The sequence below is a fragment of the Thalassospira sp. A3_1 genome (assembly GCF_017744215.1).
In the GTDB taxonomy this organism is placed as follows: Bacteria; Pseudomonadota; Alphaproteobacteria; order Rhodospirillales; family Thalassospiraceae; genus Thalassospira; species Thalassospira lucentensis_A.
In genome coordinates this window covers 706,826-717,822 of record NZ_JAGHQQ010000003.1, presented here as the reverse complement: position 1 = coordinate 717,822, position 10,997 = coordinate 706,826, and the positions used below count along the sequence as shown (strand labels likewise).

General features: G+C 56.3%; 14 protein-coding genes and 1 pseudogene. 7 read left to right on the top strand and 8 right to left on the bottom strand.

The window, feature by feature from the left end; all coding sequences use genetic code 11:
• Positions 1-127 (top strand): annotated as a pseudogene (locus J7395_RS16805) (IS481 family transposase); the annotation flags it as partial.
• A gap of 137 nt (positions 128-264) precedes the next feature.
• Here J7395_RS16805 and J7395_RS16800 read toward each other — a convergent pair.
• From J7395_RS16800 to hisI, 7 genes are all read right to left on the bottom strand, one after another.
• Positions 265-633, bottom strand: coding sequence for a type II toxin-antitoxin system HicB family antitoxin (locus tag J7395_RS16800; protein ID WP_209222531.1), 369 nt, complete (start codon positions 631-633; stop codon positions 265-267).
• 84 nt (positions 634-717) lie between these two features.
• Positions 718-906, bottom strand: a complete 189-nt coding sequence (locus tag J7395_RS16795; protein WP_209222529.1) for a type II toxin-antitoxin system HicA family toxin — start codon at positions 904-906, stop codon at positions 718-720.
• A gap of 105 nt (positions 907-1,011) precedes the next feature.
• Complete coding sequence (locus J7395_RS16790; protein WP_209222527.1) at positions 1,012-1,770, bottom strand: hypothetical protein; 759 nt, start codon at positions 1,768-1,770, stop codon at positions 1,012-1,014.
• A gap of 155 nt (positions 1,771-1,925) precedes the next feature.
• Complete coding sequence (locus J7395_RS16785; protein WP_209222525.1) at positions 1,926-2,564, bottom strand: YitT family protein; 639 nt, start codon at positions 2,562-2,564, stop codon at positions 1,926-1,928.
• A 254-nt stretch (positions 2,565-2,818) separates the two neighbouring features.
• Positions 2,819-3,649, bottom strand: coding sequence for an aldo/keto reductase (locus J7395_RS16780; RefSeq protein WP_062959644.1), 831 nt, complete (start codon positions 3,647-3,649; stop codon positions 2,819-2,821).
• 570 nt (positions 3,650-4,219) lie between these two features.
• Positions 4,220-5,344 carry a GTP-binding protein gene (locus J7395_RS16775; protein WP_209222523.1) on the bottom strand — a complete coding sequence of 375 codons (1,125 nt, stop codon included), beginning with the start codon at positions 5,342-5,344 and terminating at the stop codon, positions 4,220-4,222.
• Positions 5,345-5,353: 9 nt separating this feature from the next.
• Positions 5,354-5,764: a phosphoribosyl-AMP cyclohydrolase gene (gene hisI / locus J7395_RS16770; protein ID WP_209222521.1), complete on the bottom strand. Its 411-nt coding sequence runs from the start codon at positions 5,762-5,764 to the stop codon at positions 5,354-5,356.
• Between the two features lie 134 nt (positions 5,765-5,898).
• Here hisI and J7395_RS16765 point away from each other — a divergent pair, with 134 nt between their 5' ends.
• From J7395_RS16765 to J7395_RS16740, 6 genes are all read left to right on the top strand, one after another.
• A complete protein-coding gene (locus J7395_RS16765; RefSeq protein WP_062959647.1) occupies positions 5,899-6,375 on the top strand; it encodes a Fur family transcriptional regulator in 477 nt (158 codons plus the stop codon).
• Positions 6,356-7,204, top strand: coding sequence for a zinc ABC transporter ATP-binding protein ZnuC (znuC, locus tag J7395_RS16760; protein ID WP_209222519.1), 849 nt, complete (start codon positions 6,356-6,358; stop codon positions 7,202-7,204). Before J7395_RS16765 ends, znuC begins: the two co-directional genes overlap by 20 nt.
• Complete coding sequence (locus J7395_RS16755; protein ID WP_231886955.1) at positions 7,201-8,004, top strand: metal ABC transporter permease; 804 nt, start codon at positions 7,201-7,203, stop codon at positions 8,002-8,004. Before znuC ends, J7395_RS16755 begins: the two co-directional genes overlap by 4 nt.
• Before the next feature lie 58 nt (positions 8,005-8,062).
• Positions 8,063-9,064, top strand: a complete 1,002-nt coding sequence (locus J7395_RS16750) for a homoserine dehydrogenase (RefSeq protein WP_209222517.1) — start codon at positions 8,063-8,065, stop codon at positions 9,062-9,064.
• 78 nt (positions 9,065-9,142) lie between these two features.
• Complete coding sequence (locus J7395_RS16745) at positions 9,143-9,373, top strand: type II toxin-antitoxin system HicA family toxin (RefSeq protein ID WP_244205018.1); 231 nt, start codon at positions 9,143-9,145, stop codon at positions 9,371-9,373.
• Positions 9,370-9,720: a type II toxin-antitoxin system HicB family antitoxin gene (locus J7395_RS16740; protein WP_114123869.1), complete on the top strand. Its 351-nt coding sequence runs from the start codon at positions 9,370-9,372 to the stop codon at positions 9,718-9,720. The genes J7395_RS16745 and J7395_RS16740 overlap by 4 nt, the downstream gene beginning before the upstream one ends.
• 23 nt (positions 9,721-9,743) lie before the next feature.
• Here J7395_RS16740 and metC read toward each other — a convergent pair whose 3' ends face one another.
• Complete coding sequence (gene metC, locus J7395_RS16735) at positions 9,744-10,928, bottom strand: cystathionine beta-lyase (protein ID WP_209222515.1); 1,185 nt, start codon at positions 10,926-10,928, stop codon at positions 9,744-9,746.
• Positions 10,929-10,997: the final 69 nt, after the last annotated feature.

The window sequence follows — 10,997 nt, the reverse complement described above, 5'->3', positions numbered from 1 at the left end:
CGCAAAAAACCTGCCCCTCTGGGTCCATCTCTACAATTGGCACAGACCGCACGGCGGGATAAAAGACAAGACTCCTATCAGTCGTCTCGGCCTAAACCGGGACAACCTATTGAGGTTCCACATCTAGTTGCCTCATGGGGAAAAGGCATGTTCCAGATGGTTCTGGTTTGGTCAATCACCCTTGAGGGGCGGGACTGGAACGAAACAGGCCCGCAGCCGGTCAGGGCTACGGGCCAGATTATCGACAGTGGAAAGGTATCTGGTTTAAAGAGCGCGTCTGGCGGCTTCTTCGAGGAAGCCGGAAACCGCACGCTTGCCGTGTTTCGCCTCGATCAGGTCGATCAGATTGGCGTCCAATGTCAGGTTAATCCGTCGTTTCTTTCCGGGAATGGTTGCCGTGATCGCAACAATCCCGATGGCGTCGTCTTCAAGGCCGACGACCGGCGAAGGGGCGGGGATTTCCTCGCCATCTTCATGCATGCCTTCAATGTGGAAGTTAACGGCCTCTGTGCCCATTTCCACCAATTGTGTCATTGTGTCTGCTGCACTCACGCACCCCGGGAAATCCGGAAAGGATATCCCGTAGTTCGACCCCGGATCCTTGTGCACCAAACCCCAGTAGGTCTGTTTCATTCCATTCCTCAACTGTCTATTACCTGCCCGATAACAGTTTTTCTTTTCGTTTGCGGTAATCTTTGTGTGGTTGGTGGAAGCCGCTTAAAGCAGCTTCACACCGGATTGCCTTTCGATGCTTCTAACGGTGCCCGTTGGCAATTCCCGCTTCGGATGCGGGACCGTCACTGTTCCCGATTTCTCGGGATGTCTCAACTGATGGTGGCTTCCTTTTGTTCGGACAATTTCCCAACCATCGCTTTGAAGCTTTTTGAGTATTTCTTTGCTGCCCATAGCCTCCTTTCCATCTGCCGATGTGCGCATAATGCGCATATAGGAGGGGTTTGTCAATTTTTTTATGCGCATTATGCGCATGTAATTGGGCCGCGTTAGGTGATTTCAGTCCTCAACGCCGCAACGGACAAGATTTTCAGAAATCTGATGGTCGATTGCTGTTCGCGCAGCGGCGGTTCTGGTTCGTGCTATACGAAACAGTTCGCGTGTTCGTCTGTATTGCTCATATTGAGAGCCTTGGGGGGCGTCGAGCGGATCATCGACGGGCAGGTGCATGAGATTGGCAACCAACTCCAGTTGCGAATATACTTCATAACTCAGGACCGTGGTTTTATGCTCGCTGCAAATGCTTTTAATGTGATCCGCCCGGTTTGCCAAGTTTGTGTACGCCCGGCCCGTGGCCTCATCAAGCTGCTGAACATCAGTGATGCCGATTTCCGCCTGTTCCTGCATTCCGTGAAGATGATTGATGGCGGCGTTCAGCCAGTGATAGCAATCATCGACGGCATCCCGTGCAAGTTGCAGCGGGGCGTTGAGATCATCGGCGCGGTGCATCTTTGCCTGTAGCAAAGCGGCGGCACCAGTTTGGCGGGTTGCACGAACTTGACCGTGGGAGGAAAAAACGACCATAAGACCGGCCATCAGGCTCATAACGCCGGTTGCAAGTGTCTCCCACTCCAGACCGACAAGTTGACGGCATGCAGGAAAGCCGAGCGGGACGGGGGTACAGATTTCCTCGATTTGCATCCCCAATATTGCCATCAAGACAACCGTTGCGAACATCATAACTATGACGACCACTATCGTTTTATGAATTGTGCTTGTGCGCGGTCCATCGGTCTTCTTATCGATATCTTGTGCCATTTGAGCTATTGTGTTTTCTCAGGGTTGCAAAGTGGAGAATATCATGCGCCTGAGGTTGTTTTCTCGTCAAAAGAAAACGGCCTCTCTTCCAGAACTGGCATAAAAAACCGGTTAGAGAAAAATCAATAACAGATTTTTCTGACAGGCTTTTTTCATTACCGCGCAGCGAGGTAGCGGCCCGGACGATGATTGAGTGCGATGATCATGTTGAGCACGACGGCACCGAGGATCGAGAGCAGGACCTTGTCAAACGGCAGGGTCAGGAAGGCGCAGGCGAGGATGACCAGATCGACGGCGAGCTGGAAATAACCCGCGCGGATGCCGAGATGTTCCTGCAGGTACAGGGCGAGGATATTGATCCCGCCGAGCCCCGCCCGATGGCGAAACAGCATCAGAAGGCCGATGCCCATCAATGCGCCGCCGGCGATGGCGGCGAAGATCGGGTTGAGCATCGAGAAATCGATCCACATCGGCATCAGCTTTGAAAACACCGAGACAAGCCCGACCGCGATGAAGGTCTTGATCGTGAAAGCAAGCCCCATGCGTTTGAAGGCCAGCCAGTAAAACGGCAGATTGATCGCAAAGAAGATCACGCCAAAACCGATGCCGGTGGCATGTTCGATCAGAAGGGCCGCGCCCGCCGTGCTGCCGGTGACCAGCACGCTTTCGCTATAGAGCATCACACCGAGCGACACGACCATGGTGCCGAGCAGAAGGGCCAGCACATCCTCGTACAGGCGATGGCCGAGATCGGGTTTGGTGGTTTCGGCGGTGTTGGTTGTGGTGCTGGTCATGAAGCGATCACGGGCCCAAGGATTGAAAAGACTGTCAAATTACGCTTTTCGCATGTGCGAAACAAGCCGGGGCTGGCGAGAGGGGGGAATTCGGCGGTTTTTGGCGGGGCGGGGGGATTTAACGCAAAAGACCGGCCTGCTGGGGGCCGGTCTTGATGGTTTTGTGCGTGGTTTGTGCCGCTGTCTGATTTCCGCCTTCGCGGGAATGACGGTGGTGGCTGGTAGTGGGCGGTGGTGGGCGGTGCCGCTGCTTCTCAGGCGGCGCGATCCCATTCCGGGGCAAATTCCGGATCGATCAGGCGGCCGTCTGGTTTGGCCAGTTCGTGGATGTCGGCCATGTCGGCGTCCGACAGCTCGAAATCAAAGATATCGAAATTGGCCCTGGCGTTTTTGGGCGAGCCGGATTTCGGGATCGCCATGACGCCATCCTGTTGCAGCAGCCAGCGCAGGGTGACCTGTGCCGGGGATTTGCCATAGGATTTGGCGATGGCGACCAGCGTTTCGTCATTCATCACCTTGGCACGTGCCAGCGGGCAATAGGCGGTCAGCAGCATGTCATGGCTGCGCACGCATTCAAGCACCTTGGACTGGTCAAGATAGGGGTGATATTCGACCTGATTGACCGCAAGGGGCGCGTCGCTGTGGCCGACGGCGCGTTCGATCAGGGCGGTCGGGAAATTGGAAATCCCGATCAGGCGCGTCATGCCGAGGTTTTTGACCTCGTTCAATGCCGCGATGGTTTCGCGCAGCGGGATTTCATCATTTGGCCAATGGAGCAGCAGCAGATCGACATGGTCAAGGTCAAGCTTGCGCAGGCTTTCGACCACGGAGGTTTGCAGATCGCCGCTTTGAAATTTATCGGGCCAGATTTTGGTCGTGAGGAAGTAATCATCGCGCGCAAGACCCGATGACTTCAGGCCGCGGCCGACCCCTTCCTCGTTATGATACATCTGGGCAGTATCGAAATGGCGATAGCCGATTTTGGCGGCTTCGGCGACCATATGTTCGGCGGCCGCGTTATCGAGCTCGTATGTCCCAAAGCCAAGTGCGGGGATTTTCGTACCCTGCCAGTTCCGGAAAATCATGATGTTCTACCCCCTTCGATTTGATTTGTTTGATTGTTTTGAGAGCTGTCACAAAGATAAGTCGCTGTTTGTGCCAAATTTAGTGCAGTGCAGCGGCATCGCAACCTGTACGGTTGGATGATTGGTGCTCTCCTTCGGTTTGGCGAGGGGATAGAATGCCGTTGAAAAACGGCAAGAAAAAGGGCGATCACCAAGAATGGGATCGCCCGAAGTTCAGGACTGAGGGTGCGGACTCGTTAATCTGACCGTAATGGCAACCGTTATAATTGCGAGATACAAGGAAAAGCCCGCAGAGCGGGACGCACCCCCGGTCAAGGGATTTGACGCAGGAGCTCGCAATTATAACGGTTGTCCTTCGGATCGTCCGGATTTGCACGGGCTGCTTTGTCGCAAAATCTTGAAAGATATATATCTTCCTGCGATTTCGCTTCGCGCATCCGCACAAATCCGGGCGACCATTTCGATCAGATTAACGAGGCCGCACCCTGGAGTGAGGCTGTATCAAGCCAAGACCCAATCTGATCCAATTTCGGGTTGGGGGCCTTGATGTGGCTCAAATGCCAAAAACAATCAGGATTTTTCGGCGGTTTCCGAGACGGCGGCATTCAGGTGATGAAGCGATTCCCGGATCACCTGCGGCCCAAGATCCTTGGTGATAAACACGATTTTTGATCGGCGATCATCGTCCGGCCATGCGGGCAGGGTGGCCGGTGGATGGAAAATATGCTGCACGGCATGGATCGCGACCGGGTTGGTTTCGCCCACAAGGTTCAGGATGCCCTTGACGCGCAGAAGGCTTTCGCCGCGCATCTGGGTGAAGATTTCCGCCCAGGTGACAAACGCATCCCAATGCAGCGGTTCGTCAAAGGTGATGCAGAAGGACCGGATATGGTCGTCATGCCGGTTGACGTCTTGCGCATGGGCTTGGTGGTGGTGATCATGGCCGTGGTGGTCATGCGCGTGATCATGCCCGTGACCATGATCGTGAGGGTCGTCGCCGTGCTGTTCATACGCCTCGTCACGCAGCCATTTCTGCACATCCATGCTTTTGGTCGTCGGGTCATACAGCCCGGCATTGAACAGCTTGGCCGGATCAATATCACCCATGGTGACGGCATGGATCGGCGCGGCGGGGTTCAGATGCCGCAGGCGGGCTTCAAGGGATGCCAGCGTTTTGGCATCGGCCAGATCGGATTTGGTGATCAGGATGCGGTCGGCAACGGCGGATTGCTTTACACTTTCGGGATGGTCATCAAGCTGCCCCGCGCCATGCAGGGCATCGACGGTGGTGACCACGCTATCAAGGCGGAATTTGGCGGTCAGCAGTGGATCGGTCATCAGGGTATGCAGGATCGGGGCGGGATCGGCCAAGCCGGTGGTTTCGATGATGACCCGGTCAAATTCCGGTACCTCGCCGCGTGTGCGTTTGACAAACAGATCGCGCAAACCCGAAATCAGATCACCGCGCACCGAACAGCAGATGCAGCCGGAATTCAGCAGTACGACATCCTCGGACACCTCGCGGACCAGAAGGTGATCAAGGCCGATTTCGCCAAATTCATTGATCAGAACGGCGGTTTTATCCATGCCGTCGTGAGCCAGAAGGGCATTGAGAAGGGTTGTCTTGCCACTGCCAAGGAAGCCGGTGATGACGGTGGTGGCAACGCGGTCAAGCTGTTCGTCGGAAATCGCCATATCTGATGCTTACTTTTTGCCGTAAAGGTCTTCGACGGCGACTTCGGGTTGGGAAATCACCACTTCCTCGCCATCGCGGGCGGCGAAATAGAAACAGTTGCGACGTCCCGTGTGGCAGGCAACGCCAAGCTGATCGACCTGTACCAGCACGGTGTCCTGATCGCAGTCATAGCGGAAATCGATCAGTTTCTGTAGCTGGCCGGAGCTTTCACCCTTGCGCCAGAGCTTGCCGCGCGAGCGCGAGTAATAGCAGACCCGACCGGTTTCAAGCGTTTCGATCACCGCATCGCGGTTCATCCAGGCCATCATCAGAACCTCGCCGCTGTCATGCTGCTGGGCGATTGCCGGGATCAGGCCGCTTTCATTGAATTTCAGTTTGTCGGCAATCTTTGAATTGGCGGCGATTGTGGTCTCGGTCATCGAAGGCTCCGGTCGATGGTTGTTGACTTTTTGCGGCAGTCACGTCAAGAAATGATATATTATAACATATCACCCTGTGCCACGGCTTTTTGCAGATTTCTGCATTTGCCCTGGCGTGACATCGGATGTGCGACATGACCGATCTATTCCCGCAAAAGGGCCACGATCACGACAGATGTATCGATAGCGCAATCGCGCAGGCAGAGAAAGTCTGCGAGGCGGAAAATGCGCGTTTTACCGACATGCGCCGCAAGGTGTTCAGCCTGATCTGGCAATCGCACACGGCGGTTACCGCCTATGAGCTGCTTGATTCGCTGCAGGCCGAAGGACAGCGGGTTCAGCCGCCGACCGTGTATCGGGCGCTGGAATTCCTGACCGATCTTGGGCTGGTGCATCGTATTGAGTCACTGAATGCCTATTTCGGTTGTGATCAGCCTGATTGCGATCATCTGGGGCAGTATTTCATTTGCACCAGATGTGGCCGGGTTGCCGAAACGGTGGATGAAGATGTAAGCATCGCGGTTCGCAAGGCGGCCAAGCAGGTCGGATTTAAAATCGAAGCCACCACTGTTGAAATCAAAGGCCTTTGCCATGACTGCACCACTCATTGAAGGACGGGGACTGATCCTGTCCTTTGGCAATGAACGGGTGCTTGATAACGTGACGCTTTCGATCAATGCGGGCGAGATCATGACCCTGATCGGCCCAAACGGGGCGGGTAAATCAACACTGGTCAAAACCCTTCTGGGGCTTCAGAGCGCCGATCAGGGCGAGGTGATCCGCAAGCCGGGCCTTCGTATTGGCTATGTGCCGCAAAAGCTTGCGATTGATCAGGTTTTGCCGATGACGGTGAAGCGGTTCCTGACACTGACCCGTTCGGCATCGCGGGCGGATTGCCAGAAGGTTCTGGAACAGGTCGGTGCCAGCCATGTGATCGATAGTCAGATGAGCAGCCTTTCAGGCGGCGAGACGCAGCGCGTGATGCTGGCGCGGACATTGTTGTTGCGCCCGGATTTGCTGGTGCTGGACGAACCGACCCAGGGGGTTGACGTGACCGGGCAGGCAGAGCTTTACCGCCTGATTGATGATATCCGGGCCGAGCTTAATTGTGCGGTTCTGATGATATCGCATGATCTGCATCTGGTGATGGCAAAGACCGATCAGGTGGTGTGCTTTAACCGGCATGTCTGTTGTTCGGGAATCCCCGAAACCGTGCGCCAGCATCCTGAATACAGATCCCTGTTTGGGGATCGGGCGGCGGATGCGATTGGCATTTATACCCATGCGCATGATCACGAACATGACCTTGCCGGGCATGTTGTCGATGGCGGGGATGGCCATGATCATCATCATGGCCATGTTCACGGGCCGGGATGCGCGCATGGACATCATCATCATGAAGAAATCGACGAAAAAGATCGGATATGGCGGCCGCAATGATGGATGATTTTCTGACCCGTGCGGTGATCGGCGGGATTTTGCTGGCGTTTGTCTGCGGGCCGTTCGGGGCGTTTATCGTCTGGCGACGGATGGCGTTTTTTGGCGATACGCTGGCGCATTCGGCGTTGCTGGGTGTGGCGTTGGGGCTTTTGATGGGGGTGGATGTCCGGATCGGGATGATCGCCACCTGCCTTGCCGCCGCCCTGATCCTTGCCATCGGACAACGCCAGAGCCGCCTTGGTAGCGATACGGTTCTGGGGATGCTGGCGCATTCGACGCTTGCCCTTGGCATGGTCGCCCTTGCCTTTGTGCAGGGGATTGCGGTTGACCTGATGGCCTATCTGTTTGGGGATATTCTGGCGGTCAATGTTGCCGATATCTGGCTTTTGGGGCTGGGCGGTGGATTGGCGCTTCTGGTGCTGGTCTGGATGTGGCGGCCTTTGTTGGCGCTTACCGTCAGCCCGGAAATTGCCGCAGCGGAAAGCATTCCGGTCGAACGGCTGCGTCTGGTTTTCATGCTGCTGATGGCGCTTGTGATCGGCATGGCGATCAAGATTGTCGGGGTTCTTCTGATCACGGCCCTTTTGATCGTGCCGGCGGCGAGTGCGCGGTTTTTTGCCAGAACGCCCGAGCAGATGGCGATTGGTGCGGCCCTGTTTGGCGCGGCGTCCGTCATGGCCGGGATCAGTCTTTCATGGCATGTCGATAGCCCGGCCGGGCCAAGCATCGTGATTTCGGCGGCGGGGTTGTTCCTGCTGGTCGGGATGGCATCCCCCGTGATTCGCCGTTTGCGGGGATGATCCGGTATCGGTAATGTTTGGATTGCGCGCAGTTTTAAATGAAACAGGGACGGACAATATGCGGGTGATCAGGGTTGCGATTGCGGGTTTTGGGGGCGTTGGCCGCGCCACGGCCAACCTGCTTTTAGCACGGCGGGAGCATTACCGCAGCGTTTACGATACGGATGTTCGTCTGGTGGCGGTGTGCGGATCGCGTTCGGGCCTGTTTGATGCAAATGGGCTTGATGCCGATCAGTTTGATGCGCTGGAGCCGGACCTGAGCGGGCCGGACTTTATCAGCACGTCCGGGGCAGATGTCCTGATTGAAGCCGGTCCCAGTGATTTCCGCACGGGCGGTCCGGGGCTTGCCTATATTCATTCGGCCTTGTCGTCCGGGCGGGACACGATTGTGATTTCCAAGGGCGCGCTGGTCCATAGCGGACGGGAATTGCGCGATCTGGCAAAGGCATCGGGGGCGATTTTAAAGCTGAGCGGCGCAAGTGCCGCGGCCCTGCCGACCATTGATCTTGTGGAACATAGTCTGACCGGGTGCCGTGTTTTAAGCGTCGAGGGCATTTTGAATGCCACGACCAATTTCCTGCTGGATGCGATGGTTTCGAAAGGTGTCGGCTTTGACGCAGCGCTGAAAGAGGCGCAAAAAGGCGGCTTTGCCGAGGCAGATACGCGCAACGATACCGAAGGCTGGGACACGGCATGCAAGCTGTTGCTTCTTGCCAATTTCGGTCTGGGGGCGGAGCTTGTGATGGATGACCTTGTTGTCGAGGGCATTCACGGCGTGACCGCAGACCGGATTGATGCGTGGCGGGCGGAGGGGCTTGTTCCGAAGCTTGTCGGCCGTCTGGATTGCGCGGATGACGGGACGATTTCTGCGCGTGTCGGTGTCAGGGCCTATCCCAATTCGGATCCCCTGGCGCAGGTCAGCGGCAAGAACAAGGCAATCCGGATCACCACCGATGCAATGGGCGAGACAATCGCCATCGGGTGCGGTGAAGAGCCGCTGGCGACGGCGGCCGCAGCCCTGAAGGATTTCGAACATATCCTGAAAGCCAGAGTGGCCTGATCTGATATCACATTATGATTGCGGTTTTCGATTTTGCTATCATATAATGATAGCATGCAGGGCAAGCACAGAAAGACCTTGATTGCAGTTTTTACCAATCCGGTATCCGCCAGTATTGAATGGCGGGCAATCGAGGCTTTGCTGAAAGCCACCGGTGCAAATGTGATTGAAGGCAGCGGATCGCGGGTCCGGTTTGAAAAGGATGGTGAAATCGCCACTTTCCATCGACCGCATCCGGCCAAAGAAGCCAAGCGGTATCAGGTGCGCGATGCGCGTGATTTTCTGATCCGCACAGGAGTAACGCCATGAATGCAATGACTTACAAAGGTTATATGGCGCGCGTCGAATTCGATTCCGATGACGAGATTTTCGTCGGCCATATTGCCGGTATTCGGGACCGTGTCGGATTTCATGCCGATACGGTTGCGGATTTGAAGGAAGCCTTTTACGAGGCGGTAGACGACTATCTTGAGACCTGTGCCAAGACGGGCAAGACGCCGCAAAAACCTTATTCCGGCAAGATGATGCTGCGGGTCAGTCCCGATATTCACCGGAAGGCAGCGATTGCTGCAGAGCTGGCGGGCAAAAGCCTTAACCAGTGGAGCGAGGAAATCATCGAAAAGGCGGTCAAACGCAAGGAGCCTTCGACCGCCTGATATTCGTTCCGGGCTGAGAAACCTCAGGCCATTTCAAGCCGCGCAAACCCGGCTTCCAGATCGGCGATCAGGTCGTCGGTGTCTTCAAGGCCGATATGAAGGCGGATCAGTTGGCCGTCTTCGTCCCATTTGGTCGCGGTGCGGATGTTTTTGGGATCAGATGGCAGGATCAGGCTTTCGAAGCCGCCCCAGCTAAATCCCATGCCAAACAGGTCCATATTGTCGACCATATTGGCAAGCTGCGGCTTTGTGACCGGTTTCAGGATAAAGGAAAACAGGCCGCTTGCTCCGATGAAGTCGCGTTTCCAGATCGCATGGCCCGGATCGTCGGGTAGGGCCGGATGCAGGACACGTTTGACCTCTGGGCGGGTTTGCAGCCATTGGGCGACCTTGAGGCCGCTTTCATGATGCTGTCGCAGGCGCACGCCAAGGGTGCGGAGGCCACGTTGCGCCAGATAGCAATCATCTGGACCAACCGCATCGCCCGAGATGATGATCTGTTTCTTGATGGTCAGCAGGTCTTCTTCGGTCGCGGTGGTAATCGTGCCCAGCATGACATCGGAATGGCCGACGATGTATTTCGTGCCGGCCTGTACCGATACATCAACCCCCATTTCGAACGGGCGGCACAGCATCGGCGATGCCCAGGTGTTATCAAGCAAGACCTTGACCCCACGTGCGCGTGCTGCGGCCGAAATCGCCGGGATATCCTGCATTTCGAAGGTCAGGGAGCCCGGGCTTTCGCACCAGACGAGCGCGGTATTGTCGCGGATCAGGCCCGCGATATCGCCGCCGATGGCGGGGTCGTAATATTCGGTTTCAACGCCAAAGCGTTTCAGAAACGTGTTGCACAGATTGCGCGTCGGGTAATAGGTGCTGTCGGTGACCAGAATATGGTCGCCCGGTTTGACAAAGGCCAGGATCGCATTGGTGATCGCCGCCACACCGGACGATACGCACAGGGTGCCAAAGCCGCCTTCAAGTTCGGCAACCGCTTCTTCAAGCAGGAAGCGTGTCGGGGTGCCGTGCCGCCCGTAAGTCACCTTGCCCGGTGCGGATGCCCCGGCCTTTTCAAGGTCGGCCAGGGTTTCAAACAGAATGGTCGAGGCATGCAGAACCGGCGGGTTGACCACGCCGTGATATTCACTGGATCGGCGACCGGCATGGACCAGTTTTGTCGCGGGCTTTTGGGGGCGGTTACCTGACATGGGTGGCTTTTCTCCTTGGATGCGCCGGAGTTGACGACGCGACGACGCTCGGGGGGCCTTGAATTTGTT

What these genes read in the sequence shown, in the direction of transcription:
- J7395_RS16800 (WP_209222531.1), bottom strand. Translation starts at nt 633, where the DNA reads ATGAAACAGACCTACTGGGGTTTGGTGCACAAGGATCCGGGGTCGAAC.
- J7395_RS16795 (WP_209222529.1), bottom strand. Translation starts at nt 906, where the DNA reads ATGGGCAGCAAAGAAATACTCAAAAAGCTTCAAAGCGATGGTTGGGAA.
- J7395_RS16790 (WP_209222527.1), bottom strand. Translation starts at nt 1,770, where the DNA reads ATGGCACAAGATATCGATAAGAAGACCGATGGACCGCGCACAAGCACA.
- J7395_RS16785 (WP_209222525.1), bottom strand. Translation starts at nt 2,564, where the DNA reads ATGACCAGCACCACAACCAACACCGCCGAAACCACCAAACCCGATCTC.
- J7395_RS16780 (WP_062959644.1), bottom strand. Translation starts at nt 3,649, where the DNA reads ATGATTTTCCGGAACTGGCAGGGTACGAAAATCCCCGCACTTGGCTTT.
- J7395_RS16775 (WP_209222523.1), bottom strand. Translation starts at nt 5,344, where the DNA reads ATGGCGATTTCCGACGAACAGCTTGACCGCGTTGCCACCACCGTCATC.
- hisI (WP_209222521.1), bottom strand. Translation starts at nt 5,764, where the DNA reads ATGACCGAGACCACAATCGCCGCCAATTCAAAGATTGCCGACAAACTG.
- J7395_RS16765 (WP_062959647.1), top strand. Translation starts at nt 5,899, where the DNA reads ATGACCGATCTATTCCCGCAAAAGGGCCACGATCACGACAGATGTATC.
- znuC (WP_209222519.1), top strand. Translation starts at nt 6,356, where the DNA reads ATGACTGCACCACTCATTGAAGGACGGGGACTGATCCTGTCCTTTGGC.
- J7395_RS16755 (WP_231886955.1), top strand. Translation starts at nt 7,201, where the DNA reads ATGATGGATGATTTTCTGACCCGTGCGGTGATCGGCGGGATTTTGCTG.
- J7395_RS16750 (WP_209222517.1), top strand. Translation starts at nt 8,063, where the DNA reads ATGCGGGTGATCAGGGTTGCGATTGCGGGTTTTGGGGGCGTTGGCCGC.
- J7395_RS16740 (WP_114123869.1), top strand. Translation starts at nt 9,370, where the DNA reads ATGAATGCAATGACTTACAAAGGTTATATGGCGCGCGTCGAATTCGAT.
- metC (WP_209222515.1), bottom strand. Translation starts at nt 10,928, where the DNA reads ATGTCAGGTAACCGCCCCCAAAAGCCCGCGACAAAACTGGTCCATGCC.